The organism is Pseudomonas sp. S2_F07, assembly GCF_054668325.1.
Map to the genome: position 1 here is coordinate 1,288,412 of NZ_CP162758.1, position 25,998 is coordinate 1,314,409.

The following is a 25,998-nucleotide window of genomic DNA, read 5'->3' on the forward strand; positions in this document are numbered from 1 at the left end:
ATGCCGGCAATGCATTGCCGCTATACCAGGCAAACTACTGCAGATCAGCCTGTTTGGTTTGCCGGGATTCGTTGAATCGGTATTGATGGAGGCAGAGTGGCCTTCGCCTTGGGCTAGCAGATCAAGACAGAGAAGTGGATGACATGCTTTGACGATCACGAATGACTGTTTCTGGCAGTTAGTTGCCTTTCGCGACGGGCATAAAACGCCCAAAAGGAGACAGTCAGATACGTCTGGAAAATCCAGGGTGACCCGCTCCGCGTCACCCTGCCAGATGCCAGATCCGCAAATTAAAGTATAAAGTCCGCCGTGGTCGCGCTGTTGAGACCGACTATCTGGATGGCGAATTCGGCGGCGCTGTCGGCATCGGTATTGCCATACAGCACGCCCCCTGAAACCTTCAACTGTCCGGCCGCGTTGAAAGCAGCGGTACTGCCGATGACCGAGCTGAAGGCGTCATTGGTGGTCGTCGCCGTGTTGGCATCCAGCGTCGACAGGTCGATCTTGTCGGCTCCCCGGACGAAGTCGGTGATGATGTCCCAGGTGGAGCTGGTCAGCCCCGTTTCAGCGAGGGCGTTGAAATCGAAGATGTCGCTGCCGGCGCCACCGGTGAGGACATCCTTGCCTGTACCGCCGATGAGGATGTCGTTCCCGCCCCCACCGTTCAGCAGGTTGGCGGCGGCGTTGCCCGTGAGCCTGTCGTTGTAGTTGGAACCGGTGAGGTTTTCGATGGCGATCAGGGTGTCGGAACCTGAGCCGCCGGTGGCCTGGGCCGTGGTCACGGCGAGGCTGGCGGTGATTGCGCTACCGGCATAGGCGTAGGACGCCGTGTCGGTACCGGTGCTGCCATTGAGGACGTTGTTGCCGGCGCCGGCATAAAGGGTGTTGTTGAGGCTGTTGCCCGTCAGGCCGGCGTCTCCGGTGGCGAGGAGGCGGCCACTCTCGACATTGGCGCCGAGGGTGTAGGCGCTGAGGGAACTGAAGACCGTGTCGCTGCCGCCGGTGCCGACCGTTGCATTGGTTTCAACCACGACGTCACCCGTATTGTCGACGTAGTAGAGGTCAGACCCATCGCCGCCGGTCATCCGGTCGAGGCCTGCGCCGCCATCCAGAACGTCATTGCCCGCCCCACCGTCGAGCGTATCGTTACCGCTGCCACCGTTGAGCAAGTTAGCCGCGGCGTTGCCCGTGAGTTTGTCGTTGTAGTTGGAGCCGATGAGGTTTTCGATGGCGATCAGGGTGTCGGCGCCTGAGCCGCCGGTGGCCTGGGCCGTGGTCACGGCCAGGCTGACGGTGACGGCGCTGCCGGCATAGAGGTAGGAGGCAGAGTCGACACCGGTGCCGCCATTGAGGACGTTATTACCGGTCCCGTCATAGAGGGTGTTGTTAAGGCTGTTGCCCGTGAGGGCGGCGCCCCCGGTGGCGAGGAGGCGACCGTTCTCGACATTATCACTGAGGGTGTAGGCGCCGAGAGAGCTGTAGACCATGTCGCTGCCGCCGGTGCTGGCCGTGGCATTGGTTTCCACCACGACGTCGCTAGCGTTGTCGACGTAGTAGAGGTCGGAGCCATCACCGCCCGTCATCCCGTCAGCGCCAGTGCCACCATTCAAAACGTCATTGCCCGCACCACCGTCGAGCGTATCGTTTTCGGCACCACCGCTCAGCAGGTTGGCGGCGGCGTTGCCCCTGAGCGTGTCGTTGTAGCTGGAGCCGGTGAGGTTTTCGATAGCGATCAGGGTGTCGGCGCCTGATCCGACGGTGGCCTGGGCCGTGGTCACGGCCAGGCTGACGGTGACTGCGCTGGTGGCATAGAGGTAGGAGGCGGTATCGACGCCGGTGCCACCATTGAGGACGTTGTTGCCGACCCCGGCATAGAAGGTGTTGTCGAGGCCGTTACCCGTCAGGCCGGCGATCCCGGTGGCGAGGACGCGCCCATTCTCGACATTGGCAGCGAGGGTGTAGGCGCTGAGAAAACTGTAGACCGTGTCGCTGCCGCCGGTGCTGGCCGTGGCATTGGTTTCAACCACGACGTCAGCCGCGTTGTCGACGTAGTAGATGTCGGAACCCTCATCGCCCGTCATCCTGTCGATACCTGCGGCGCCATTTAAAAAGTCATTGCCGGCACCGCCGTAGAGGTGATTGGCGGCGGCGTTGCCGGTCAGCGTGTTGGCGAGGCTGTTGCCCGTGCCTGTGAGCGCCGCGCTGCCCGTGAGGGTCAGGTTCTCCTGGTAGTTGCCGAGGGTGCGACTGACGCTGGAAACGACGGTGTCGACGCCGCCGGTGGCGGAGGTTTCGTTGACCACGTCGCTGGCATGGTCGACGTAGTAGATGTCATTGCCCAGGCCGCCGCTCATCACATCGGCGCCGGCACCGCCGTTGAGCGTATTGGCGGCGGCGTTACCGGTCAGCGTGTTGGCGAGGCCGTTACCGGTGCCATTGATCGTTGAAGTCCCTGTAAGCGTCAGGTTCTCCAGGTTGGCTCCCAGCACCCAGCTCACAGCCGACTTGACCGTGTCAGTGCCGGCACCCAGCTCTTCACGAAGTTGAATCAGGCTGTCGCCCACTGCATAAGTATCATTGCCAGTGCCCCCGGCCAACAGCATGTTACCCTGACCGTTCAGCGTGTCATCACCGCTCCCGCCAGTGACCTCCAGCCGTACCGCGGTGCCATCGGCACTGAAGCGCTGGACATAGACGCCGTCATTGACATGACTGGACTGTCCTATAGACACCCAGGTCACTGCCCAGCCACCGTCTTCCAGAGACGTGACCTTAGCGGCAACCTGATGGCCGTCAGTGGTGGTATTGACCAGCGTTTCGCCACCGACGGCTTGGCCCGCGGCGTTGTAGCGCTGGGCATAGATAGCCATCCCACTGCCATCTTGTTCGCCGCCCGATTCCCAGGTCACCACCCAGCCGCCATCAGCCAATGCCGTTACATCGGAGTGACTCTGAGACTGCGTGGCATAGTGAGGGCTGTTTATGACGAGGGTTTCACCGCCGACCGCCTGACCATTGGCGTTATAGCGCTGGAAGTAGATATCGTTACTATTGGTAGCTAGGCTGGAGGATGACCAGCTCACCAGCCAGCCACCATCGTTCAAGGCCGTGACCGCAGGAATGTACTGGACATCCAGCGTGTTGGTGTTTACCTGAGTTTCGCTGCCGACCCTGTTACCGGTTGCATCGTAACGCTGGGCATAGATATCGAAGCGGCTTTCGTCTGGGTGATTCGCATGCCAGGTCACCAGCCAGCCACCGTCCTTCAGGGCCGTCACGTCAGTGCTGTAGTGCACGATCTGATTATCGCCTGTCGTCGTGTTGACCTGGGTTTCACCCCCCACAGCGATGCCCGCTGCGTCATAGCGTTGGGCCTCGATCGTGAAGTTATTGCCAGCGACGTCCCGCGACATCCATACCACCACCCAACCACCATCACCCAGTGCTGTCACAGCCGGGCTGTTCTGGCTCTCAGTCGTGTGGGTATTGACGCGCCATGGTTCACCCACGGCTTCACCAGCCTGGTTGAAACGCCGGGCATAGATGTCGCCAGTGTCGACCTGCAGATAGGTGTACCAGGTAACCACCCAGCCACCGTCAGCCAGCCCGGCGACATCGGAGTATTCCTGATTGTATTGCGAAGGGGCGACAGCAATCTCATCGCCCAACCGCTCGCCTGCTGCACTGTAGCGTTGGATTAAAATATCGTTCCCATTGACTGGATCAGAGGACTGCAAGGACACCAGCCACCCACCGTCGGCCAGCCCGGTAATGGAGATACTGTCCTGAGTCATCGGCGTCAACGTACTGACCCGGCTTTCACCGCCCGCCTTGACGCTCAGAATCCTGTCGGCGAATTGCAGGCTTTCGATATTGCGCAGGTAATCGGTACCCTCATCGCCACCAACGACATTCAGGTCGGTGACCGTCAGTTGGCCGTTGCTCCATCCGAAGCGGTAGTCGCCGGCGTTGCCCGAATAGATAGCCGTATCCTGACCACCACCACCGCCGTCGAGAATGTCATCCCCCGCCAGCCCGGTAATGCTGTCGGCCTCACTTGTCCCCAATAGATCATCATTGCTCGTAGTGCCTGTTATCACGGCCATGTGCAATTTTTCCTTTATGCAGGGCCGCAAGTGGCAACCCACGCGGCGGTGTTGTTATTTGTCATCAGTAACAGGCGAGGTGAAGCCGCCGGGCATTGCATCGAAATTCGTCGAGGCCACGTAGGTCAGCACTCATTTTCATTCAGTTCGCTCATGGCCAAGGTGCTTGCGCCGGTGAACCGGGTGACAAACTCGGTTGTGCTGTCCGCATCGGTGTCGCCGTAGAGCGCCCGCTTGCAACCTTCCAGAGCCCGGCCGCACAGAGAGTGGCACTCAGTGTATATAGCCATTTGCCACTTCGCTTGTCCGGTCGTCGCTTCCCATCTCTTGGGCAAGCAGGCTGGGACAGAACAGTGGATGACATACTTTCCAATTTGGACTCCGGTGGCAGGACTAGCTCTCGACGGTGGTCCTTACTTTTTGGCATACGCTTGACGATCACAAATGACTGCATCAGTTGACTGCGGCCCTTCGTGACGGACAGCTATCGGCCGATTTTTTGTTTGTCGCCACCGTCAGCCTGGGTCGATTTCAGCCGATTGTGGAAGGCAGAAATCGGCCAGAAACAGCCGGTCGCAACTTGCAGAATTGCGGGGCGAAGGCTTGGCATTGGGCTGTAGCGAGAGGTGGCCGGTAAGACCGGAGAAGTTTCGCGAAAAAGATGTGAGGGCAGTAGTATCGACGGATAGACCACGATTAAACCGTAACAGCCTAAGCTGTGGTCTGCCTCTGGTTGTCATTAGAAGTGTTAATCATAGATCAGCGGTCTTCACCAACGAACCAGAGACTTTCACATGATAGCGATGAATCGAATACTTCACTCCACTACAGCCCTAGCGCTCGTGACGATCTTCAGCTTCCTGAGCGGACCGGCGCAAGCCGGCTTAGAGGAAGGCGTTACGGCCTATCAAGCCGGTGACTTGCCGCTGGCATTTAAGGAATTTAGCACCGTTGCGGACACAGGCAACGCCGATGGCCAGTTCAATGTGGCTCTAATGTACGAGCAGGGCATCGGGGTCGCCAAGGACGAAACACAAGCAATTAGTTGGTATGAAAAATCTGCGCAGCAAGGCAACTCCAACGCGCAATACAATCTCGCTGTGCTGTATGAAAACGGTCGTGGCACTGCCGTGGACTTTGCGCAGGCCAATCAGTGGTATCGCAAGGCAGCAGCGCAAGGCGATGCGCTCGCCGTCGGTAATCTGGGCATGCTTTATATGCGCGGCGATGGCGTGAAGGTGGACAAAAATCTCGGCCTAGCTCTGCTTATACAGTCGGCAACCATGGACAACTCGCCCACAAACAAAGCCAAAAGTAACATTGCAGCGACCAGGGGTTTAACCGCCAACATGATCACAACAGCCCAGACACTTTCGGATGAGCTAGGCCAAGCCAAAAATCTGCTGATACCGCTGGATCAATACTTGAAAACTACGACGACTACCTCTGGCGGCGAATCGCAATAGGCTGAAACGCGTCCTCCGGAATACAGGGGGCGCAGGTAGCAAATTACCGCCCGCCAATAAGGGGCGGACCACAATTTTGCGAAATTTCGATTTAAACGTGAATCGCCCCTATTTTTGTAGTCACTACCTAATCTCATTACGGCCGTACCACCGGCCGTTTTTGGTCGAGGCTGTGTAAAAACGTTTTAGAACAGGTTTGATGGTCAGAACCTGAATGAAAATCGCATTCCTACGCAAATTTCAGGTCCGCTGATTAACCAATCACTGGCAGATTTTACGTAGCGACGCAGACTTCAAAACAGTGCCTGCGTTTTTACACAGCCTGGGTCGTTTTCTGCCGGTCACCACAGGCAGAAAACGGCCAAAAGCAGACCATGGGCGCGCCGCTAATGCGCCAGTAATGGGCGCAAAAGTCATGTCGCTTTTCCTCCTCACCTCATGTCGCGTTTCTAGCGCGACACTCAAGCCGAACAAGGAGTTACGCATGGACAAGGAACGCTATCAGACACAATCGGCGGAAAACATTACGCCAGATGCATCGTCTACTGATAGCTGGGAAGCCAACCAGCCAGCATAGGTTTGAGGCATACCCAAGTCCGGTCAGTCCAATCATCGGCAACCAAACGCCGCGAAAGGAGCAAAGCCTATGTACTCTTCAACGTTCATCTTTGCCAAAAAGCAGTTTGATGAAGCCTTCCACCGACTCGATCAGGAAATCGCTGCAATCGCAAAATCGATCCCTGGTTACCTTGGCGAAGAAGCTTGGGAGAATCCACAGACTGGCCTCTTCTCCAATGTGTACTACTGGAGTTCTCTCGAAGCACTTCAGATATTGGTTGAGCATCCCCGTCACCTGGAGGCAAAGGCTGCCCAGGAAAATTGGCTTGCCGGTTATCAAGTCATCATCTCTGAGGTCATCAAAACCTATGGTGACTCCAAGCTTGGCGAGAAATGGCCAATCGCAACAGCTACTTAAGCATTCCATCGACCAGAATAGTCTTTCGGATGTGCGTAGAAAAACCGACAAGGAAATACGCGGATCAAAAATGGAGTTCATCTTCGACATCGTAATCAACCTGTTGGCTCATCGCATTGGCGTTTACGTGCTGGGCTTGCTTAGTGGCGTAATGCAGCTCACTTAAGGACGAACACTGTATCTGTGGCGAGGGAGCTTATTGTTTGGTCTATCTCTTAAGTGAACAGCATTACGCCTAATCAGCGGGCCTTTTTATTTAATCGATATCGTTCGTCGGAGAAAGTCCAACTCGACAGTCAATCATGTTCAGCGCTGCCGCAGCGTTGTGCCTGATATGGATCGACCAATAACTACCTGGCGGACCAGAAACCGGATAGATAAAGGTTATCTGCGGGCGAGAATCCAATGTGGGTAGCCAAGCAACTCGCCCACAAAGAATGGACCACGATCGCCAAGATTTATGGTCGCTGAATGCCCTCCGCCGATGCAGGAGCCGGAGGGCGAGCCGGGAGACTTTTTGCCGGCAATACCAACGTTACGACAACTTCTCCTATTTTAGATCGAAGCGATCCAGGTTCATCATCTTGAAGGGCAACCCTGAGGGCCGCGCAGGCTGCGGCTTTCAGGCCCTCAAAAATCCCCCTTTGGGGTTTGTATGGCTCAGTTTGGCTATGCAATGACAGCTTTATGTCAGCATTACATTCCCCCTCCCCGGCGTCCTGCCGACGAACACCAACCTCTACATGCACTATTTCCCGATGCTACGCTGAAGTCTCCACGGAGGATTCGCGATGCCAAACTCTGACCTGCTCCCATCCCTGCTGTACAAAATCAACGAAAACCAGCTCGCCTTGGAAGCGGTCATCATGGAGCTTTCGAACTGGGTCGAGCAGCGCGGCTCAGCCGACGTCGCCGACAACGTGCGCGGAGCCCTTGAAGCCATCGACAAGAACGAAGAATTCATCAAGATGACGCTCGCAGTGATGATGGCGCCAGAGTGACAGCTATCGGCCAATTGCGGACACTGCCGACAGTACACATCCGCCCTTAACAGCGAAGCATTCCTCGCCAGGCCAAAGCGATCCCTGACCACCGCATTGCCGGGCAGGGTTTACTTAGCAAAAAAGGTCACTGTATCGGAGTTTATTGTGGAATCTGTGTCTGACTGTCGGCCCCTTCGCTCGCTAGCATGGAAGCTCTCGCGGTCGAAAAACGTGATGAAATCTTCAACCAGACGCTGATACCGATCAGCGCTAAGAGGGATCGAAATGTTCGACAGTTCTGCGGTGCTCACTGTTTTCTGGGTTTATCTGGCGGGCGTAGTGATTCCGGGGCCGAACTTCGTCGCCGTTGTTCACAAGGCAGTAGCCGCAACACGTGCCGAGGCGTTGGCCTTAGTCGCCGGTATAGTGACCGTGAACCTGCTCTGGTCTGGCTGTGCGATCACAGGCCTGGGCCTTGTGTTTGCAGCCTTCCCATGGGCAGTACTGGTTATGAAGATCATGGGGGCGACGTACCTGATGTGGTTTGGCGTACGCCTGATCGTTAAAGCAGGCAAGCATCCCGCCTTACGGCCTTGTGAGGGCACGGCTGGCAGCGTCCGGAAATCTTTCTTTCAGGGTGTCGTCACCAACATCGGCAATCCTAAATCCATGGCCTTCTACGCCGCCGTCTTTTCAGCAGCAGCCCCCGCCCACCCCTCGGTCAGCACCTTCGTCTCAATGCTGGCGGTTGTGGTGGTCGTTTCGCTGACCTGGTATGGACTGGTTGCGGTGGCTTTGTCGCAACCAAGGATTTCCTCGACGTATCAGAAGGCTCGGAAAGTGATTGATCGCCTGTGCGGTGGTCTGATTCTGGGCCTAGGAGTACGACAGCTGACCTAAGTATTGAATCGACCGCGAGAGGTGAGGAAACTCCGCTATCGGCCAATAGCGGCCTGTCGAAATTGCAAAACTATTCGAGTTCGAGAGTCCGCCTTGCCAGCCACTCGGTGGTGAGCCGATCAGATAGCGACTGGCAAAGCGAGCCAATCAAATACTAGCTCATTCAAAAAAAATTGCTTGTCCAGAAAGCGCCGTGAACGGGCACCTGGTGCATGGTTATCGTGAGAATCAGATAGGACCTTGTGCGAGGCAAAATTGCTGGCATCAACACGATCGACTGACTTTTCTGGAGGTCAGCTATGGGTCGACTGCGGCCCTTCGCGACAGGCAGTAATCTGCCAAAAGCGGCCCTTGGGCGAACTATAAGTCCATCAATTTCTGCATTAACTAAAGTTCGGCTCGGTCAACACATTGAGCCCTGACTGGCGCAATCGCATGCGAAAAAGATAATCACGAAGATTTGATGTTTTTTTCAGACATTGTGCACTTTCGGGCACGCGTTCCAAGTAATCGAGCATTGGCGTCAGGATGGCGTCCGCCATGCTGTAGTCCGCCCCGCAGAAAAATTGCTGCCCGTCCAATTGCTTCGCCAGCAGCCCAAGTGTCTGGATAGCCATGGGCTCGGCGATAGCCACGGCGTCTCTATCGATTGGGCCTGACGGCTGCGCAGGTGAAACAAGCAGTAAAAGATAACGACGTATCAGTCGATCATCGGCATACATCGCCAAGGTAGCGGACCACTGATCGACCTTCACCTTCTGGGCCAAGTCAGCGGGCCTTGGAGAAGTATGCGCAAAGGCTTCATCCAAGTAGCGGCAAATGGTGGTTGTTTCAATTACGCTCCGCTCTCCATGCAGCAATACCGGGACCTTGCCAAAAGGATGCAGTGCCATGTGTTCAGGGCCGTGGAACCTGATCGTATTACCATCCACGTGCATCCCGTGTGTGTAATCCAGCGCTTTCTCTTCACAGTAAAGTTTGACACTACGTACGAAGGTGCTAAATCCAGGTCCCAGTATGTGTAATCTCATGTGTAGCTCCTTGAGGGAAGAGTCGACAATTCTGGTCGGTGTGACTTTATGTTCAAGAACATAAAGTCACGTTTTGTCATACTCCATCTCACGCTTTACTGAGGAGAATACGTATGCCCTGGCCTGTTACACAGCGCGCAACCACTCGACAGATGATTCTGGATAGCGCCGCGCGACTCTTCGCACTGGAGGGTTTCGAAAAAGTCAGTATCGACTCGATTATGGAGAGTGCAGGATTGACCCGGGGGGCCTTCTATAGTCACTTCGCATCCAAAACGGAGCTTTACACCGAAGCTATTAGAAACGCCGCCAACGCGGGGGGCGCGATACTCGAAGAGGCTGGTAAAGATGGTTTGCAGCAGGTAGTGAAAGACTATCTCCGCATGGACCATCGGGATGCAAGCCGCATGCACTGTCCGTTAGCCTTCATGGTCAATGATGCTGCTCAGCAGGACGGAGCCATCCAGGAGAGCTACACCCAAGTGCTCGCAGCTTTCATCACACGTCTAGAGTCCGGGCTGAAAACAACGACAGAGACGAATACACGCCAGCATGCTCTGCAAATTGCCGTAGGGATGATTGGTGGCTTGGCACTGGCTCGAGCTGTGGCCGATGACCAATTGGCGCAAGAGATTCTCACAGCCTGTCAACAGGGATGTTTGCAACTCGTTGAGCCATGACATGCCATAACAAACAACGAAACAACCGCGTTGGTCGTTTTCCGCCTTTCGCGACAGGCAACAATCGGCCAAAAGCAGTCCTTCAGATGCGTCTATGAAATGAGGGCTGATTCAGTTTTAAGTCAGCCAACTACTCAAGATGGCGAACAATGCTTTCGAACCTTAATGTAGTTCGCGCGCAATTGCGGGAAGCGGAACCGGTGTTGAAGCGTCTCGACCAGGAACTGGAAACGATCAATTTTGACCCTGCCGTCCCGTCCAGCGTCGAAGCAGCGACGCGTTGGGTTACGGAGACCATTGACGGTTTCTTAGTGGGGTTCAATGGCAATCCAATTCTCGGCCCATTAGCGAATCAACTTAAGGCTCAGTATGTTGAAGGCATCCTGAACCAAGTGGTGTCCGCTCAGCACACAAAGGTCAGCCAAGATAGCTAGCTATTGCCCATGAGGGTGGCGGCACTAAGTCGGGAGCGGCCCTTCGTGGCAAGCAGGGGCACCTGAAGATCACGCGTTATTTTGTATCGCCCTTGGGTGTGCAGATGGTGTGGATCTGGAACTGCACCCCTTCAAGTGATGCCTTGATCTGATCGGCTGCGTGCTGACACGCCTCCATATTCTCGTACTCAGCATGGTCGACCGCTCGAGCGGGCTGTGGGCCGCTTGTACCAAGAATGATCCAGAGAATGAAGTTCATGATGCCTCCGACACTTCAGGTAGATGTTGGAGTGTAGACGTGGACTGATGACCGCGGCATAGAGCGCATTTGGAGTCGATACTTCAACTGGAAAATGGTGAGCCTCATGTAGGACGTGTATGACGAATATTGTCGGTTATGACCGGCCGCTATAATGGGTCGTTTTCTGCCCATCGTGACAGGAAGAAATCGGCCAAGAATGGTCACCGGGATGCGCCGGGAAAACGTGTTGATTTAATGGGCATCAGGAATGACTGTGTGTGCCGACGCGATGGCTGATATCTTTCCCACACTGCAAATCGCGTCCAATCGACGCCGATCCCATCAAGGAAGATAAAAACAATGAAAATATTATTCATCGCTTCGCTAGGAATTTTATCGCTGACTCAAACATCACTATCCTTCGCGGATAATGCTAATGGAAAAAATCTCTATCTACAGCGATGCAGCATGTGCCACGGAATGGATCTCAAAGCAACAGGACCGCTGGCTAATAAAAGCAATCCGCCTACACCTGATCTAACAACGTCCGCTTTCAAAAAACGATTAACTGATTATCCGGGCGTGATTGTATCTTCGATAATACTTCGCCCAAATGGCGACTTAATTCCAAGAACCTTGCGTGAGAATGGAGTAAAGCTATCGCCGCACTCATGGAGCGTTAAGGATTTACGCGATTTAAATCAATACATGGGTGGTTTGATTTCACAAAACCGATGATCTTTGAAGTACCTGGTCCTGTGCTGTCACCTTCGATTGACATGACACCAGCGCTTGAGTCTGTCCCTTGGGGCAACCCGTAACTGCCATGGCGCTGAGGGCTCAGCAGGCCCGATTGCTCATACAAACGAATGGCTTTTGGAGTGCACCCCGACAACTTGGCAAGTTCACCTATGTACAAATGACGCTCCTCCCTGATCCAGCGCCGGCCCGCTGTTTGCTGGGTGTGACCGGATGCCGTCCTGGTGCACACGGTGTTCACGCAGAGTCGCTCAGCGGCACCGCGACAGGCAGAAAGCGGCCAATAGCGGACACTAAGAGCGTCCAAAATTAACCACTATATAATACCTTTCCCTTCCGCTATCAGGGCGACTGTCTTGGCTAATTTCAAGAGGTTCGATCCGCAAGACGCTCTTGAATGAGCGGTTACCCAGGCACGCTCGGCACATTAAGCCCGACTTTCACACGGTCCAGCGCCACGATTGTCTTGAACCAGGTAACGTTGGAATTTTCGGCAAACAATCGCCGCGCCAAAGCCTGGTATTCCTTCATGCTGCCAACGGTTAACACCAGGACGAAATCCACTTCGCCGGTGACGTAGTAGCACTGCTGAACTTCGGGCACCGCGAAGTGTGTCTTCATCGCCTCCAGCGCCTCGATGCTAGTGCGCTCTGCCATCACTTCCACAATGATCGTGATCGGCCGTCCTACGGCGGTGGGATCCACGATGGCTACGTTGCCCGTGATGACTCCCCCCTCTTCCATTCGCTTGATGCGGCGCTGAACGGCGGCCGTGGAAAGATTGACCTGCTCGGCCATAAGGCGCAGCGGCATAGTGTTGTCGCGCTGAACGAGGTCCAAGATGGCACGGTCGAATTTATCCAACGATTCAGGTGCAGCGTCGTTTTTTGCCATGGTAAACCCGTGAGAAATTTTCTCGAAAACTATCAGAAAACTGCGCCCCTTTATCTAGCCAAGAGAAATATTATCTTGCCAGCAGTCTGCGTACGCAGCCTTAATCGGGAACACACACAGGATATTATTGGCATGCTCGCACTGTTCCATCTTTCCCCTGTCCTGTTGGTTACAGCCATGCTCGTCGTGCTGCGCCGGCCGCCCGTTCACGCCGCCATTGCAGGCACTCTATTAGTCATGGTGCTCTGGCTCGCCGGCGCTGCCGACGCGTGGCGCCAAGGCAGTATGGTGGCCGCCGCTCAAGATACGGCCGTGCTGTTTGCAAGTACGGCTTTCGTGATCGTTCCAGGTCTGGTCTTCGTGATTTTTATCGAGCGCATGGGCGTCAACCTGGCGCTTAGCCAATGGGTGCGGTCACTGGGGCTTGGACGCGGCGATCAAGTAGTGTTTATCGTCCTTGGACTGGCACCGTTGCTCGAAGCGATGACCGGCTTCGGCGTGTCGTTGATCGCTACGGTGCCCCTGCTGCTCAGTCTCTTCGAACGTCGGGTCGCGCTACGAATAGCACTGACCGGCATGGCAATCATGCCCTGGGGAACGCTGGGCTTGGCATCTGTCATTGGTGCTTCGTTGGTTCACCTGGACGCACCCGCGCTGGCATCGACCTCGGCACTGACCAGCGCACCGGTTTTTTTGGCCCTCAGTGCAATCGCGCTATATCTTGCAGGCGTTCGTGACTCGCGGGAATGGAGGGCGTTGGGCGCTTGCTGGCTGCTGTTTGTGGGCGTGCTTTACAGTGCTAGTCGGTGGCTGGGGCCGGAAGTGGCCGGCGTTGCCGCGGGCCTGGTGACGGCAGCAGCGGTACTCTCTGCTGGGCTGTGGCGCCTGCGCCGCAACGATAGCGAGCGCGGCGCGGTGCAATGGCCGCGTCAGGCATGGCCGTATCTGGTGCTGATTGTCTGCATTGTCGCGTTGAAGATGGTGTGGACGATCACCTCTTGGCAGGATCACTGGGTTGTACAGGGCGCCCAGGTCACCTGGAAGCCACTCGCCTCACCAGGCCTGGCACTGGTTCTGGTGCTGATCGGGCTAGGGTTTCACACGCGCAACACACAACGCCAGACAGCACTCGACGTCAGCATGCCTGCTGCGCTGGTGGCGCGGGCGAAGCGGCCATTGTTGACCATTTTCTTCTTTCTCGCGATGTCGCAGATGATGGTGAAGGCCGGCTTCCTCGCGGGTTTGATGCAACTGCTGGCGGGCCTGTCGCCCACCGCCGCGACGTCGCTGGTTGCCATGTTTGGCGCGCTGTCAGGCTACATGACCGGGTCGAATGTTGGCGGCAATGCGATCTTCATGCCGGCCATCGCGATGTTGCCCGAATCCTCTCGCCTATTGTTGGCTGCCGTCCAAAACAGCTCGGCAGGGCATGCAGCGCTGGGCTCGCTGTCGGTTGTCATGCTGATCCTGGGACTTGCTAAAACCCAGGCCAAGGAGGAAGGCGAACTGGTAAGGTTTGGCTTCATGCTGGTCTGTCTCAATACCGCGTTAGTCGCGTTGGGCGCAGCGTTGCTGATTGGATGGTTTGGATAGCATGGTATTGGCAGATGGGCACCCCAATGAGCAACGTGCGACTTAGCGACTGCAATGACCACTATGGGTCGTTTTAAGCCGGTCACGACAGCCAAAACGGTCATTCAGATGTGTCTATGGAACTGAGGTTGGTTCAGTTTTACGAATAGAATGACCTACAGCAATCAATTTCTGTGGGGGTGCCATATGAGACGTGACAACGCGCTGATATTTAGAGTTTTGTCGTGCATTGAGTCCGGCCAGGACCCTCTAGGGTCGTCGTATTGTGAAATTCTGCAACAGCTTGAGCACGACTATGGTGTCTCAGGTGATTGTGAGCGGGTCGGCGATCTCCAAAAAAGCTTGGAATATCAGCTGGAGATCCTGGAGGATGCGGCGTTCGTGAAGAAATACTCAGCCCACTATGATTCGCCGGATAAAATTTTTTATCGTTTGATGTGGTCCGGACACGAATATCTCGACGACAGAAGAAAGGCTGGTGCTTAGTTTCGCGTAGCCTGGATGAGGATTGGTGGGCAATGCTTTTTTGGTTGCCTGCTTCAGCGACTGACCGCAATGGGTCGACTTCTGCTGGTCACGACAGGCAGAAACCGGCCAACAGCGGTCGCTCCAGAGGTGTAATAAAGTTGCACCGAGAGCATTCTTAACCTTTCTGCAGATATGTTTTTTCGCGCGATCGGGAAAAGCCGATCGGAGCCGCTTAAAGTTTTCTATCGCATCGCCGACAAATGCGTAAGACCGCCCCGTTCGCACCTATAAAATAAATTAACGCTTACAAGGAAGACAATGAGCGAATTAGCTTCTTACTTTACACACGGATTCAACTCAGATCACAACGGATGGGAAAGTTTCTTTCTGTATAGCCCGCACCTCGGAAAGTACTGGAACTACTCACTCCTCCCAAAAGACATAATTCAACTTCACGAAAGACTTCAAGAAGAAAAAAATCCGGCATTTCCAACAAACATAGTCAACTGGGACTCAGGAAATATCGGCGATAAATTCGACTCAATGATAAGCGCAATTGTTGCAATCTTCGACGTGGATGAGGTTACTAAAAAGCATGAGGAATGGAGTAATGCAAACGAGCGAGCGATAGAAACTGGAGAACTATTAGCAAAAAGAATAAACTCAGCACACAAGCCTGGCGATCACGTCGTGCTAAGCGCCCACTCACTGGGCACCATAGTATTATACCACGCAGTGCAGCATATTAGACAAGACATTACTATCTATCTATTCATGATGGCCGGCGTCCTTGAGAAACATGACTTGGAATGGCTGCTTTTCACATATAAAAACATAGCATTTACATATAATTTATACAGCTATAGCGATTACACTTTAAATGAAGTACTACCAAAGTTCGAAGCGTCAATCAGCGAGCCAATCGGAAGTAATGCCATTTCGTCGGACACCCACCTCGTTTGCGATATAAATACTGAAATAGACCACTCAGAGTACAAAACTGACACCATTAGGAAAATTTTTGTTGAATTCTCCAAGCGTGTCAACGTGGTTACGTCCTTTGAAAACCGGCAGAAATGGGTCGATTACAGCCCATCATGACCGGCTGCAATGGGTCGACTTCTGCCCTTCGTGATAGGCAGAAAACGATCCGTTGGTGGCGCTCCCCTTTAGCGACAACCACGACCCCCAAGGGCGACTAGATATGGGCATGCTCAGTGAGAAAGCCCAATCAACAGATCACACGTATCGCTCAACTCTTTGATCACAGTGCCGAACAGGCCAGGCGTGGCAATCAGCCAGGATCTCGAAGCCATGGCCGATTACCCGCACAGCCTGGCCACGCGCTTTAGCCGATAGCCTCTGGATCGCTCCTGCTGCAAGGGTAACGGAACGTAAACGCGAACGAGGGTGTCAGCTGTTTAGACACCCCCTGTTTCTTCCCTCAATCCAAATGAAGCGGTGAAGTCATGAACAATATTATTTACCTCGTTGGCGCCGTCGTGATCGTCCTGTTTATCCTGTCGTTTGTCGGCATGGTCTGATTCAGCCAGCCGAACTCAAAACAGATTGAGAGGGTGCGTTTGCCAGGAACACCCCTCAAACGGCTGCGGTGTTCAGTCCCCCGTCACTGCGACTGAATCCAATCAAGGAAACGCCGGATCGGCTGCTCCTCGCCCCTGCGTTGAACATGCACGAGATACCATCCTCCGGCCTGCATGACGTCTGTATGCATGGGTATGACCAGACTGCCCGAACGAAGATCGGAGGTTGCTGAACAGACGCTGGTATCAGGCAGTACCTGTGCTTCTTTGCCATTTCAATTGAGGGACTGAAGCGCGAAAAAAAGCCGAGTTAAGACAGACGCTTGTCTTGCGACTGACCGTTTCGGGTCGGAAGTTGCCCGTCGCTGTCGGCAGCCGCCTTTGGCGATCCCCTGCAACTCGTCGACCTCTCCTCGCGAACTTGCCAAACCTCAATTACTGTATATAAAAACAGTATTTGGCAAAGGCGCTCCCGTGGATCCCCTCGAAATCGAAGACACCGACGACTGGCTTGGCTGCCCGACACCGCTCGAAACCTGCCGGCATTCGTTGCGCATCTATGAAAACGAAGTCCAGGAACTGACCCTGCAACTGCGCCAGGCCCGGGAGAAAATTTACAAACTGGTCGAGATGCATGCAGAAGTCGCCAAAGAGCGCGACGGCCTGCGATCCGAATTGCAAAAAATCATGCCCACCCTGGACGACGTAAGCCGCCGAGCCGCCGAATTAGAGACAAAAACCAATTGGGAGCTGATGGCCAGCAATAAGCACATCACTGAACTGACCACCCAGATACGAATTCTCAAAGGGGAAAATCCGTACGCCGATCCGTTCCCCCATCAGCGTGACAACTCCCGCACGTAGGCTTGGCATGCTGCCAGCGCGATCAGTCCTTGGTCGCCGGCGTCGGTGATGGCGACAATTCGTTGAGCATGCGCTTGGTCAAGTCGGGCGCGTGTTCCTCCATGAACCACGCCGCCGGCGGCGGTACCGGCTGGCACTGCACAGCGACTGGCTGAATCCGTGGCGTCGAGAAGGACTGACAGCCGCAGATCAGCAGTAGCAAGGCGATCACGCAGGCGCGCCTGGTCTTTCTGTGCATTGGTCAAATCCTCATAGTGGGATTGGTCGCTGGCCGACAGGCGCTGCTCGAGCTCGAGGCGCTTGTCCTGATCGGTGCGGACCTGGGCTGCTGCCGCGTTGCTGATTGCGGTGAGGTCGGACTGATGCAGCAGCGCCTGCTGAGCGAGCTGCCCGCCATAGCGCCAGTCCTGCACCTTCCACACGCCACCGGCCGTGACCAGAACCAGTGCCAGCACTCCGACTAGCGCCAACTTCAGCGCAGCCGGGTTCATGGCACATCCTTGAAGAAGGCATGATGCCCGAGCGCCAGCGTCTGCTTGGCGCCTTTCACCCAAGTCGGCGGCTTGGGCATGGTGGTCGCGTAGTAGTGCGTGGCACCGCCGGTAGGATCCGACACCTTTCCATCGACCACCTGGTCAGCGGCAATCCGCGCCTGCGCGAGCTCACGAAATGGAATCTTCTTGGCGCCACTCAGGTAGGCAAAGTTGGGGTCGCTCTTGTTCCAGCAACTGAACTGGTATGGCTTCTGGCAAACGCCGGCATAGCCCTCCCCCCACCACGATTTGATCTTGCCGTCGTTCACGCGGTTGCGGATGGTCCAGGCCACGGCGATCTGGCCGGCCAGGGATTCGCCGCGGGCCTCGCCCCATAACGTGCGGGCGAGGATGTCGCGGTCTTTCTCGGAAACGGTCATCACTTTTCTCCAGGCAAAAAAATACCCGCTCAGTGGCGGGCTTTGTGTCGTAAATCTTACAACTTACATCGAAGAAAGTGGCGCAGTGCCTGCATTGAGGCTATTCGTCGACAGTCCTGCGTTTCCTTTGTATCCGGGCTGTGATGTAATCGCCGCCTTTCCGGCAGGCCAGACCTGTAATACCTAGCATGGAGTGCTGAAATGCGCGCCGCACACATACAAAATCTGACAGGACTGCGGGGATTCGCTGCCTTGTCAGTCCTGCTTCTTCACATCCGATACGGCGACCTTGCCACCCCATACGGCCCTTTCGCTTTTCTGTTTCATACCCGAGGCCTAGGGGTCGACGTGTTCTTCATTTTGTCGGGCTTCATCCTGGCCTATGTCCACGGGAAAGACTTTGGAAACAGCCTGAGACCAAAAGAAGCTATCAACTTCTGGGTGGCCAGGCTGGCGCGCATCTACCCGGTGCACCTCTTTATGCTGGTTCTCACAGCATTCATCCTGCCAATGCATAAACTGTATGAATGGTCGCCTGTTGATACTGCGTTAACGTTTTACGCGAACCTGTTCCTTTTTCATGCGTGGGGAGTAACGTCCGACCTGACGTTTAATCAACCTTCGTGGTCGATCAGCTGCGAGTGGGCCGCATACCTAACCTTTCCTTTCGTCGCCTATTTCACGCGGAAGTGGGGAAAGGTTCCCTTCGCTCTACTGCTGATTGGTCTGGCGCTGTACGCGCCCTACCTGCAGCCGAATATGCTGGCCAATGGCGTCTGGACCATCAAGTGCATCACCTACTTTGTTGCTGGGTACTGCGCCTACCAGGTGTGCCACGATCTGCCGGACTCCAAACTCTGGCGAATCACTGCAATGGCGATTGCCCCGCTGATCTTGCTGATGTTCTGGATGACCAGCATTCAGTATTACTTCGATCTGGCCTTCCCGTTCCTGGTAATCGTGATGATTGCGAGCCTGTTCCGGGCTGGGCCGATTTGGGGTTACTCCAACCCTGTATCGGTCTATCTGGGAAAAATCAGCTTCAGTTTGTACATGTGCCACATCATGGTGCTGTTTGTGGAGCGCAAGCTGTTTGGCATGATGGATCTGAAGTATGAGATTCCAATCATCTTGGCCTTCTCCATGTTCCTGTATCACTGCATTGAGGAGCCGGCGCGGAAAGTTATCCGGATGGTGGCCGAAGGTGGTAGCCGCGAGCGTCCACAGAAAAACTTCACTGACAGTTACGCGCTGCCGGCAACAGAGCCGGAACCACAGAAAGAGCACAAAGCTCTGGCGTAATAAAGAAGGCCCGCCTAATCAGCGGGCCTTCTTTCTGCACGACAAATACCTTACCAACGTATTGGCGAGCGAACCCCGGGTCTTACCGTCGCTCACCCGTTACAGATGGTCCAAGCCACGGCGATCTGGCCGACCAGAGATTCACCCCGGGCCTCGCCCCACAATGTGCGGGCGAGGATGTCGCTGTCTCTTTCGGTTACTGTCATTACTTTTCTCCGGGCAAAAAAATACCCGCGCTGGCGGGTGTCGGTCTTCAATGACGATCAAACGGGAATGGCTGGCCAATCGATGGTGATTGGATAGCCTGGCTGGTCTGGCAGGCGACTCAGCGCGACTCGGTATTTCTTCCAGGCTTTCAGTAGGGCCACCTCGCATTCCGTGGCTTCATCAATATCAACGGCGTCCTGCAGCGGCGCGATCGCCGCGTCCGCAATGGCGCGGTACCTTGAACTCTCTGCGACCACCGCAACCAGAAGCTGTTCGGCCTCGGCCTGCGTCTTCATTGCCTGGGTGATCAATTGCGTCCAGTCGATGTTCATTCCAGCTCCTCGCCCACGGCTGCTTCAGTGATCACAGGCGGCAGTGGCGCAGGGAACAGGATCTGACCATCTGGTACGTTGAGCAGAGGCTTCGGGAAGGCTTGAGCCGGACTGAAGTTCATGGGCAACGGTAGGAACAGCGTGAGTTCCAGTTCGCCTTCGTGTCTCTCAACCGGCCCGGCGAACCACATCGAGTCAATGGCGGCGGCGGGCAACGTATCGCCGTTGCCAACCGGCGAAAAATCGAAGGCTTCGCCATTGATTGTCAGCACATCGCCAGCCCGCAGCACTTCCAACCCGACGTCACGACTCTGGGGGGAAAGATTTATTTTCATCAAAACCACCTTCCTATTGCGACATACCGGCAGCTCGCAATGGATTGCGCCACCGGACCATTTCTAAAAATACCCGTGGCGCTGTGCACGGCTTTACTGTTCACCCGGGTGAACCCGCTCACATCGTTACTGGCGTTGGGCGAACCGTTGAAGTCGACGTAGTAATTTGTGTTGATGAATAATGCGGGGAACGTTGCAGCCGATGACACTGTGGCAACCGCGCCGGCGGCGACAGCAAAGTCCGGCATCGGCCCCTGACAAATCAAAGTCCCGTCCGCAAACTTCGTGTAGGTCCCGTTCGCGTTGGTCGCCGTCTCGATAATTGCGCCGGTCGGAGTACCGCCACTCTGAGAGGCGGTTCCGAGGATCGCCGCGGCGGCGAGCTTGGCCGCAGTACCCGAGTTATTCCCGGTGCCGCCCTGGGCAATGCTGAGGGGGGTGGTCAGCCCTGAGAGGGATGTGATGTCGGAGTTATCGCCCCCTCTGGCCACGATCCGCCAGGCGCTCCACACACCCGCCACCTGAAGGCGGTGGTACAGGACGTCAATGGATAGGCCCTCTGCCCACTGAGCGGCGTAGCCTGCTGCCGCGTGTGGGTCGTGCTCGATGTGATACGAGGAGGCGGTAGGGAGATTGGTGCCCCCGGACGCGAAAGTGTATCGCCCCTGCGTGGTAAGTGAGTTAGCGTTCACGCTGGAAGCCATCGGCACACCGGAAGTGCCGTTCCTGCCAAAGGCGCCAACCGTCAATAGACTGCCTGCCGTCTTATCATCCTGTCCAGTCTGCGGGATCAGTAGGAGGTTGATACGTGCTTCGGACAGGTTAATACCGCCAGTGCCCCCCTTCGCGAGCGGCAAGACCTCGTAATTGCCAGTCGTGCCCAGTGCCGCCAGCTTGGCACCCCAGGTGTTGAGGATGTCGCGCACCGTATCGGCCAGGCCTTTCTCATAGCCTTGCACGGGCATGATGGAGTAGGCAGCGCCAGATCCGGTTGTACTTTTGTAGGTTGGGGAGATTGACAGTGCGGTATCACTGGCAATGTTGGTTACTTCGTACCAACGTCCATCGGGGCCGATAAAGGCATCCCCCACACGGGCGTTGGCGATGAACGCAGTGCCGGTACCAACTACCGCGCTCGAGTTCAGCGTGACAGTGACTGTCCCGGTTTTATACCAAGCCATATTGGCTTCCTTATCCGAAAGGGAATGGGAGATTTGCTGTGGTGATGACTAGGGCTATTGGAAATCGGTCAACGGGCATGTTGTAGAAAGATACGGGCAGGCTCCATCCCTGGTTCGACGGAGTAGATTGAGTAGTTGCGGCGGAGGCCCCAAACATGAAGGAGAGCCCCCCCACCCTACCATAGGCCCCCTCCAACAAGGCATACACCTTGAAGTTGGAGGTCCCTCCAGATAGGAAGTCACCAACTGCGGCCGCTCGAGACCATGGCAAGTAAGCGGCGTACTCCACACCAGCCGTGAGCGGAATGTCGATGTACGAGTCAACTTGACCCACATAGACGATTCTACCGCTTACTGACTGAGCCTGACGAACTCGGTTGGCCCCACCCGTATAACAGGTAGAGTATCTTCCATTACCGTCCAGCGCCCCCGGTCCTGGCGCCTGATATGCAATGGCGATATTCAAGGCTGGCTGCAATGAGTTGAAGGTTATCTTGCCCGTTTCATCAAACGTCTTCAGGTAAGGCGATCCAGGAAGATTGTTCGCCATCAAGTCAAAGCAGTAAAACTTGGTATCCGTTGTGGCATTGGAATAACGAAACGTAATCGAGTTTCCGGACCTCGAGGACCCATTCAAAGTTCCAGATCCCACGATAAACACAATTGGTGACTGTGCGTTATCTACCGTGAACCCCCACAGGCCGTCTGCGAAAGTCAGTGACTGCTGAATAACTGAGGTGGTCCAGTTAGATCCGTCCGACGGGTCTAATTGAGCAGACCTCAGTGTCTTGCGAGTCCAGGCCTGCTGATACTCCATGTAACCGCTTTTTACCAGTCCATATGTAATCTTGCTGGTGTCGAACAACAGACTACCGTCCGCCTTCTTAACGACTAGGCCAGTCATCAGTAGTACCCGTAATAGATTCGTGCGTTGGCCGAGTAGAACCCCCAGTTGTTTGTCGGATAGACATACACCCAAGACAACGTGCTGCCCGTCAAGGTGACCCCCGGCAACTTACCGGTGTTCCCCATCTCAACTAACGGGACGACGATGAAGTACTGAGTCTTACCAGCTGGGGGGGCCGGGATGGTTGCGCCCCCATTCACAGCCCCCGTATCGACTGAACCTTGGGTTTGACTGATGTTCATGGTCATATCGACCATTACCCGGCCTAACGCATCCTTGATTGTTAATCCCGTCATGGCCTCGCCTCAAAGACTCATATCGATCCCCAGCACACCATTTGGGTGGTAGAACTTGATGGACGTGTTGGTGAGTTGCATCCGTGCGCCACCCGCAGTCCCGTTCAGCTCCCACGGGCCAGTTTTAGGCAAGATCCATCCCTGCGTACCTGCGATGTAGTCAGTCGACGAGAGCGATCCACCAATCTTGCCGTTGGTGATGGTGCCGTCCTGGATGAACGCCGCCCGGATAAACACCTGTCCGTTTTGCACCGCAAACGGCACCTGGATCTCGCCGCCAGCAATCGTGTTGACCAGGGCGAAGCGATCCGCCGCGATCAGGAACTGACTCTGCAGACCTGCGCCGGTGTTTTCGATTCCTAGGCCGATGCCGGCGGCAATGTACTGGCCATCGCCCGTGACCTGCATTTTCACCGACCACATGGTCGTCAGCTTGCCGCTGGTATCGGCGTAGGCCTCGGTAGTCTGCTGAATGGCAGCGGCGTTGCTGCCGATCTGCACGCTCATCTGGTCAATCTTGGTGGTCGTCACCAAGTTGTTGTTCGCCACCACCTCCTCCAGCGTGGTGATGTTCCCCTGCTTCTCGTCGATCTTGACGTCTAGGGTTGTCAGTCGCCGGGCAATTACCTCGTCGTTGGTCGCGCTGACCTTCGACTCCTCAGCGATGGCCGCCGTATTGGTCCAACCCTTGATTGCATCCGCCAGTTCGCCCTTCCCGCTGTCATCCCTGACCGAGGCCTGCAGTGCGTTGAAGGATGTGGCCTGCGCCTTGATCTGCCCATCGAGGTCAGTGATGTCATTCGTGTTGGTGCTCACTTGCAGCGCCAGGCCGTCTACCGTCTCGGACACTTGGCCGACGTTTTGCCAGTAGGTGGCATTGGGCGGCGCGGAATTGATCGGCACGGCCACCATCGCCTGGTAGAGGAAATCTCCCTGTCGGACGATGGCGAACTTGGCGTAGGTTTTGGCTGGGTCGTAGGTCTCGTCCAGAGCGTCGATCTGGTCTTGAAGTCCGGGGATCTTCTCGATTTCCTGTTGCAGGAAGTCGTTGAGCTCGGTCTCGGAGATCTTGCCCTCGAGCATGTCGAGGATAGGATCAGCCTCAGAGCTCGATTGCCCTTGCACGCCAATGCCCACTGGATACCAAGGACCGACGTTACCGATCCGATCCACCAGGCGCGCCCAGAAGTAGAGGGTCACGCCAGCAGCCAGGCCCAGCAACGAAAAATCGCTCTGCGGATAGGACAGGTCGGTGAGTTTGGTCGCCGCGGCCCGATTGGTCGTTGGTCCATACCAGAGCTCCGTGCGCTGGGTGTCTTCGGCGCCAGCCGGGAAACCCCACTTTAGGCGAATGCCAAACAGCAGCGCTGTTGCGGTCAGAGATGACACCGCCGGCGGCGAACCACTTTTCCCTTTGAGGTCGGTGAGGATCGAGTTACGCCAGATCGACGAGATGTCGAAGGCGCTCACGGCACGAACGCGGGCCACATAGGCACCAGCATAGATACCGGTAACGTCGACGCTAGTCAGCCCGGTGCGTTGCACTTTGATCCAGTTGCCGCTGTCCTTGCGCCACTCCACGTCATAGCCGACCGCGCCGGGCACCGCCGGCCAGGTGATCGTCATAGTGGCTACGGCGATGCCTTGGGATACGACTGAACTTGCCGACAGGGTGACGCTGGCCGGCGCTGGGACGACGGTAATTGGAATGACGCTGATCGGCCGTTCTTCTAGGCGGGCGCCGGTGTCGATGAAGGCGAACTTGCTCGGCTCGTACTGCAGCGCGCTGATTTCGTAGTCGCCCTCGGCCGTGCGCTTGGTCCGCAGGACGCGATAGAGCGGAATCGCCAGGTCATCGGCATCCAGCGCCCATTGCAGTTGCGGCAACGGTGGTTCGCTGTAGCTGGTGGTAACGGTCACCGCGCGACCGCTCACGCTCTGCACGGTACGACCTTCGGCACGCCCACCGGGCAAGTTGATGATCAGGCGATCACCGGCCTTGGCCTGGGTGTCACGATCGAGGGTCACCGCGCGACCGGCGACCGCCGAGATGCGCCCGCCCACCTCACGCCCCGCCAGCAGCGAGTCCGCCACCGGGATGATATGGCCCGGCAACGGGATCACACCTTCCATGCCGGTCTTGAACGACACGGTGCGGTCCTGGTTGTTGCTGAGGATCGCCCACTTGCCACGGCGCTGGGCCTCGGAAGCTCGGGTGCACCCGATGGCGCTCAGTTCGGTCGGCCGGTCACCATAACGCCGTTGCAGATCCAGATCAGCGAACGGGATGACATCGGTGTCGTAGTTGTTCGCTGGGTTGTCGTAGCTGACCAGCGCCCGAGTGTAGCGGGTCTTCGCCGAGGCGCTGCCATAGGAGAACTTGCCATCGATGACGTTGGCCCGGGTGAAGACGTAGTCGAAGTCCTGGGCGCGCGGCATATCAGCCTGCATCACCAACTGACCCTGGGCCCAGTAGGTCATGCCTCGGTAGATACCGGCGATGTCGCGCAGCAGAGACCAGGCATCGGCTTTGCCCTGCAAGTTCATGTCGCACAGAAAGCGCGGCTCGGTACCGGCCAGGCCATTCGGCACCATCTGGTCGCAGTACTGAGAAATCCGGTACAGCTCCCACTTGTCGACCATCCACGGCTTGATGCGCTTGCCCAGGCCGAAGCGGTCCTCGGTGCATACCCCGTAGGTGATCCACGCCGGGTTGTTGGTCCAGGCCGACTTCATGCTGCCATCCCAGGTGCCGGCGTAGGTGCGGGCCACCGGGTCGTAGTTGCTCGGCACCATCCAACGCCGCGCCTTGCACTTCACGGTCACGGCCGGGATGTTGGTGAACTGCTCGGCGTCGAACTCGATATAGAGCAACGCGGTGTTCGGGTAGCGCAGCTTGGCGTCGATCACCTCGGTGTAACCGGCGACCAACATGGTGTCGGCGATCTTGTTGGTGTTCTGGTTCGGCGTCAGGCGACGGACGCGGATCTGCCAGCCGGTGGTGGCGTCCGGAAGATCGACCCGGCGCGAGCGCTCGTAGCGGGTGGTGGTCTTGCCGTCGACGGCATCGACCAGCACCTGCTGATAGGCGCCGCCATCGGTGGCCACGTCGATGGCGTACTCAATGCGATAGCCGCCAACGTTGCCCTGGTCATCCTGCCGCTGCAGGGCTGGCCATGCAAAACGCAGGCGCACTGCCGACAATTGGATATTGGTAATCGAACGCACCCACGGCGCATCGCTGCGCAGTTCGATGTTCAGCGAGGTTTCGCTCTCCACGGACGGAATGCCCGGGATGTAGGTCTGATCCACCGAGCCCGGACGCCAGTCCCATTTCACGTTGGGGAAGTTGTAATTGCCACTGGCATCACGGATCGGCGTGTTGTCCAGGTAGATATCGTAATCGGTCGGAGTACCGTCGAACTCGCCCTCGCCCACGGCGATCAACAGTTTGGCCAGGTTGGTGGAGCGCAGGCTGTCGCTGGCTTCGGTCGGCGACTTCGGCTTGCTGCTGCCACCTTTCTCACCATGGATCTCGATCTGTGCTGCTGCGCCCATGCGTTCCTCCAGGCATAAAAAAACCGCC

At 56.3% G+C, this 25,998-nt stretch carries 24 protein-coding genes and 2 pseudogenes; 13 read left to right on the plus strand and 13 right to left on the minus strand.

Going from position 1 to position 25,998, the window contains the following annotated elements; all coding sequences use genetic code 11:
* Positions 1-290 precede the first annotated feature (290 nt).
* Together AB4O40_RS05615 and AB4O40_RS05620 are read right to left on the minus strand one after the other, a co-directional pair.
* The gene (locus AB4O40_RS05615; protein WP_460055630.1) at positions 291-4,106 is read right to left on the minus strand and encodes a beta strand repeat-containing protein; all 3,816 of its coding nucleotides are present in this window, start codon (positions 4,104-4,106) and stop codon (positions 291-293) included.
* A gap of 125 nt (positions 4,107-4,231) precedes the next feature.
* Positions 4,232-4,396 (minus strand): hypothetical protein, encoded by a 165-nt coding sequence (locus AB4O40_RS05620; protein ID WP_223542058.1) that lies wholly within the window; start codon positions 4,394-4,396, stop codon positions 4,232-4,234.
* A 504-nt stretch (positions 4,397-4,900) separates the two neighbouring features.
* Between AB4O40_RS05620 and AB4O40_RS05625 the strand changes: the two genes are divergently transcribed.
* The 5 genes and pseudogenes from AB4O40_RS05625 (at position 4,901) to AB4O40_RS05645 (ending at position 8,431) form a co-directional block, all read left to right on the plus strand.
* Entirely contained in the window at positions 4,901-5,572 is a 672-nt protein-coding gene (locus AB4O40_RS05625; protein WP_223542059.1) for a tetratricopeptide repeat protein, read from the plus strand.
* Positions 5,573-6,218: 646 nt separating this feature from the next.
* A complete protein-coding gene (locus AB4O40_RS05630; protein ID WP_056724165.1) occupies positions 6,219-6,548 on the plus strand; it encodes an antibiotic biosynthesis monooxygenase family protein in 330 nt (109 codons plus the stop codon).
* A 384-nt stretch (positions 6,549-6,932) separates the two neighbouring features.
* Positions 6,933-7,136, plus strand: a pseudogene (locus tag AB4O40_RS05635) (site-specific integrase); the annotation flags it as partial.
* Positions 7,137-7,339: 203 nt separating this feature from the next.
* Positions 7,340-7,549, plus strand: a complete 210-nt coding sequence (locus AB4O40_RS05640) for a hypothetical protein (RefSeq protein ID WP_460055626.1) — start codon at positions 7,340-7,342, stop codon at positions 7,547-7,549.
* A 267-nt stretch (positions 7,550-7,816) separates the two neighbouring features.
* Positions 7,817-8,431 carry a LysE family translocator gene (locus AB4O40_RS05645; RefSeq protein WP_460055624.1) on the plus strand — a complete coding sequence of 205 codons (615 nt, stop codon included), beginning with the start codon at positions 7,817-7,819 and terminating at the stop codon, positions 8,429-8,431.
* A gap of 383 nt (positions 8,432-8,814) precedes the next feature.
* Here the strand turns inward: AB4O40_RS05645 and AB4O40_RS05650 are convergent, their stop codons facing one another.
* Positions 8,815-9,462 (minus strand): glutathione S-transferase family protein, encoded by a 648-nt coding sequence (locus AB4O40_RS05650; protein WP_460055621.1) that lies wholly within the window; start codon positions 9,460-9,462, stop codon positions 8,815-8,817.
* A gap of 113 nt (positions 9,463-9,575) precedes the next feature.
* Here AB4O40_RS05650 and AB4O40_RS05655 point away from each other — a divergent pair, with 113 nt between their 5' ends.
* Together AB4O40_RS05655 and AB4O40_RS05660 are read left to right on the plus strand one after the other, a co-directional pair.
* Positions 9,576-10,142, plus strand: a complete 567-nt coding sequence (locus AB4O40_RS05655; protein WP_053156159.1) for a TetR/AcrR family transcriptional regulator — start codon at positions 9,576-9,578, stop codon at positions 10,140-10,142.
* Between the two features lie 149 nt (positions 10,143-10,291).
* The gene (locus tag AB4O40_RS05660) at positions 10,292-10,576 is read left to right on the plus strand and encodes a hypothetical protein (protein WP_460055618.1); all 285 of its coding nucleotides are present in this window, start codon (positions 10,292-10,294) and stop codon (positions 10,574-10,576) included.
* Positions 10,577-10,652: 76 nt separating this feature from the next.
* On the opposite strand, the gene AB4O40_RS05665 is transcribed toward AB4O40_RS05660, so the two are convergent.
* On the minus strand, positions 10,653-10,835 hold the full coding sequence (locus AB4O40_RS05665) for a hypothetical protein (RefSeq protein ID WP_460055615.1): 183 nt from the start codon (positions 10,833-10,835) through the stop codon (positions 10,653-10,655).
* Positions 10,836-11,177: 342 nt separating this feature from the next.
* Between AB4O40_RS05665 and AB4O40_RS05670 the strand changes: the two genes are divergently transcribed.
* Positions 11,178-11,555, plus strand: a complete 378-nt coding sequence (locus AB4O40_RS05670; protein WP_460055613.1) for a c-type cytochrome — start codon at positions 11,178-11,180, stop codon at positions 11,553-11,555.
* Here AB4O40_RS05670 and AB4O40_RS05675 read toward each other — a convergent pair.
* The gene (locus AB4O40_RS05675; protein ID WP_460154684.1) at positions 11,497-11,817 is read right to left on the minus strand and encodes a MerR family DNA-binding transcriptional regulator; all 321 of its coding nucleotides are present in this window, start codon (positions 11,815-11,817) and stop codon (positions 11,497-11,499) included. The two genes, AB4O40_RS05670 and AB4O40_RS05675, sit on opposite strands and share 59 nt — an antisense overlap.
* A gap of 164 nt (positions 11,818-11,981) precedes the next feature.
* Positions 11,982-12,470: an Lrp/AsnC family transcriptional regulator gene (locus AB4O40_RS05680; RefSeq protein WP_460055610.1), complete on the minus strand. Its 489-nt coding sequence runs from the start codon at positions 12,468-12,470 to the stop codon at positions 11,982-11,984.
* A 132-nt stretch (positions 12,471-12,602) separates the two neighbouring features.
* On the opposite strand from AB4O40_RS05680, the gene AB4O40_RS05685 reads away from it, so the two are divergent.
* The 4 genes from AB4O40_RS05685 to AB4O40_RS05700 all read left to right on the plus strand — a co-directional run bounded on the left by AB4O40_RS05685 (position 12,603) and on the right by AB4O40_RS05700 (position 16,939).
* On the plus strand, positions 12,603-14,063 hold the full coding sequence (locus tag AB4O40_RS05685) for an L-lactate permease (protein WP_460055607.1): 1,461 nt from the start codon (positions 12,603-12,605) through the stop codon (positions 14,061-14,063).
* A 186-nt stretch (positions 14,064-14,249) separates the two neighbouring features.
* The gene (locus AB4O40_RS05690) at positions 14,250-14,549 is read left to right on the plus strand and encodes a hypothetical protein (RefSeq protein ID WP_460055604.1); all 300 of its coding nucleotides are present in this window, start codon (positions 14,250-14,252) and stop codon (positions 14,547-14,549) included.
* 300 nt (positions 14,550-14,849) lie between these two features.
* Positions 14,850-15,632, plus strand: a complete 783-nt coding sequence (locus AB4O40_RS05695; protein WP_460055601.1) for a hypothetical protein — start codon at positions 14,850-14,852, stop codon at positions 15,630-15,632.
* 917 nt (positions 15,633-16,549) lie between these two features.
* Positions 16,550-16,939 carry a hypothetical protein gene (locus AB4O40_RS05700; RefSeq protein WP_460055598.1) on the plus strand — a complete coding sequence of 130 codons (390 nt, stop codon included), beginning with the start codon at positions 16,550-16,552 and terminating at the stop codon, positions 16,937-16,939.
* Here AB4O40_RS05700 and AB4O40_RS05705 read toward each other — a convergent pair.
* Both AB4O40_RS05705 and AB4O40_RS05710 read right to left on the minus strand, forming a co-directional pair.
* Positions 16,915-17,430, minus strand: coding sequence for a lysis protein (locus tag AB4O40_RS05705; protein ID WP_460055595.1), 516 nt, complete (start codon positions 17,428-17,430; stop codon positions 16,915-16,917). The genes AB4O40_RS05700 and AB4O40_RS05705 overlap by 25 nt on opposite strands.
* A complete protein-coding gene (locus AB4O40_RS05710) occupies positions 17,427-17,852 on the minus strand; it encodes a cell wall hydrolase (protein WP_460055592.1) in 426 nt (141 codons plus the stop codon). The genes AB4O40_RS05705 and AB4O40_RS05710 overlap by 4 nt, the downstream gene beginning before the upstream one ends.
* A gap of 201 nt (positions 17,853-18,053) precedes the next feature.
* Here AB4O40_RS05710 and AB4O40_RS05715 point away from each other — a divergent pair, with 201 nt between their 5' ends.
* The gene (locus AB4O40_RS05715; protein ID WP_460055589.1) at positions 18,054-19,154 is read left to right on the plus strand and encodes an acyltransferase family protein; all 1,101 of its coding nucleotides are present in this window, start codon (positions 18,054-18,056) and stop codon (positions 19,152-19,154) included.
* Positions 19,155-19,252: 98 nt separating this feature from the next.
* Here AB4O40_RS05715 and AB4O40_RS05720 read toward each other — a convergent pair.
* From AB4O40_RS05720 to AB4O40_RS05740, 5 genes and pseudogenes are all read right to left on the minus strand, one after another.
* Positions 19,253-19,360, minus strand: a pseudogene (locus AB4O40_RS05720) (cell wall hydrolase); the annotation flags it as partial.
* A 57-nt stretch (positions 19,361-19,417) separates the two neighbouring features.
* Positions 19,418-19,693 carry a tail fiber assembly protein gene (locus AB4O40_RS05725; RefSeq protein WP_460055586.1) on the minus strand — a complete coding sequence of 92 codons (276 nt, stop codon included), beginning with the start codon at positions 19,691-19,693 and terminating at the stop codon, positions 19,418-19,420.
* A complete protein-coding gene (locus AB4O40_RS05730; RefSeq protein ID WP_460055583.1) occupies positions 19,690-20,028 on the minus strand; it encodes a hypothetical protein in 339 nt (112 codons plus the stop codon). Before AB4O40_RS05730 ends, AB4O40_RS05725 begins: the two co-directional genes overlap by 4 nt.
* Positions 20,028-21,209 carry a hypothetical protein gene (locus AB4O40_RS05735; RefSeq protein ID WP_460055580.1) on the minus strand — a complete coding sequence of 394 codons (1,182 nt, stop codon included), beginning with the start codon at positions 21,207-21,209 and terminating at the stop codon, positions 20,028-20,030. Before AB4O40_RS05735 ends, AB4O40_RS05730 begins: the two co-directional genes overlap by 1 nt.
* Positions 21,210-22,421: 1,212 nt before the next feature.
* Positions 22,422-25,970, minus strand: coding sequence for a TipJ family phage tail tip protein (locus tag AB4O40_RS05740; RefSeq protein ID WP_460055574.1), 3,549 nt, complete (start codon positions 25,968-25,970; stop codon positions 22,422-22,424).
* Positions 25,971-25,998 lie beyond the last annotated feature (28 nt).

Bases quoted from the DNA above. Each gene is read 5' to 3' on its own strand.
- AB4O40_RS05730 (WP_460055583.1), bottom strand. From the start codon at position 20,028: ATGAAAATAAATCTTTCCCCCCAGAGTCGTGACGTCGGGTTGGAAGTG.
- AB4O40_RS05650 (WP_460055621.1), bottom strand. From the start codon at position 9,462: ATGAGATTACACATACTGGGACCTGGATTTAGCACCTTCGTACGTAGT.
- AB4O40_RS05640 (WP_460055626.1), top strand. From the start codon at position 7,340: ATGCCAAACTCTGACCTGCTCCCATCCCTGCTGTACAAAATCAACGAA.
- AB4O40_RS05715 (WP_460055589.1), top strand. From the start codon at position 18,054: ATGCGCGCCGCACACATACAAAATCTGACAGGACTGCGGGGATTCGCT.
- AB4O40_RS05740 (WP_460055574.1), bottom strand. From the start codon at position 25,970: ATGGGCGCAGCAGCACAGATCGAGATCCATGGTGAGAAAGGTGGCAGC.
- AB4O40_RS05630 (WP_056724165.1), top strand. From the start codon at position 6,219: ATGTACTCTTCAACGTTCATCTTTGCCAAAAAGCAGTTTGATGAAGCC.
- AB4O40_RS05670 (WP_460055613.1), top strand. From the start codon at position 11,178: ATGAAAATATTATTCATCGCTTCGCTAGGAATTTTATCGCTGACTCAA.
- AB4O40_RS05655 (WP_053156159.1), top strand. From the start codon at position 9,576: ATGCCCTGGCCTGTTACACAGCGCGCAACCACTCGACAGATGATTCTG.
- AB4O40_RS05665 (WP_460055615.1), bottom strand. From the start codon at position 10,835: ATGAACTTCATTCTCTGGATCATTCTTGGTACAAGCGGCCCACAGCCC.
- AB4O40_RS05695 (WP_460055601.1), top strand. From the start codon at position 14,850: ATGAGCGAATTAGCTTCTTACTTTACACACGGATTCAACTCAGATCAC.
- AB4O40_RS05620 (WP_223542058.1), bottom strand. From the start codon at position 4,396: ATGGCTATATACACTGAGTGCCACTCTCTGTGCGGCCGGGCTCTGGAA.
- AB4O40_RS05660 (WP_460055618.1), top strand. From the start codon at position 10,292: ATGCTTTCGAACCTTAATGTAGTTCGCGCGCAATTGCGGGAAGCGGAA.
- AB4O40_RS05705 (WP_460055595.1), bottom strand. From the start codon at position 17,430: ATGAACCCGGCTGCGCTGAAGTTGGCGCTAGTCGGAGTGCTGGCACTG.
- AB4O40_RS05625 (WP_223542059.1), top strand. From the start codon at position 4,901: ATGATAGCGATGAATCGAATACTTCACTCCACTACAGCCCTAGCGCTC.
- AB4O40_RS05645 (WP_460055624.1), top strand. From the start codon at position 7,817: ATGTTCGACAGTTCTGCGGTGCTCACTGTTTTCTGGGTTTATCTGGCG.
- AB4O40_RS05680 (WP_460055610.1), bottom strand. From the start codon at position 12,470: ATGGCAAAAAACGACGCTGCACCTGAATCGTTGGATAAATTCGACCGT.
- AB4O40_RS05615 (WP_460055630.1), bottom strand. From the start codon at position 4,106: ATGGCCGTGATAACAGGCACTACGAGCAATGATGATCTATTGGGGACA.
- AB4O40_RS05725 (WP_460055586.1), bottom strand. From the start codon at position 19,693: ATGAACATCGACTGGACGCAATTGATCACCCAGGCAATGAAGACGCAG.
- AB4O40_RS05685 (WP_460055607.1), top strand. From the start codon at position 12,603: ATGCTCGCACTGTTCCATCTTTCCCCTGTCCTGTTGGTTACAGCCATG.
- AB4O40_RS05710 (WP_460055592.1), bottom strand. From the start codon at position 17,852: ATGACCGTTTCCGAGAAAGACCGCGACATCCTCGCCCGCACGTTATGG.
- AB4O40_RS05690 (WP_460055604.1), top strand. From the start codon at position 14,250: ATGAGACGTGACAACGCGCTGATATTTAGAGTTTTGTCGTGCATTGAG.
- AB4O40_RS05735 (WP_460055580.1), bottom strand. From the start codon at position 21,209: ATGGCTTGGTATAAAACCGGGACAGTCACTGTCACGCTGAACTCGAGC.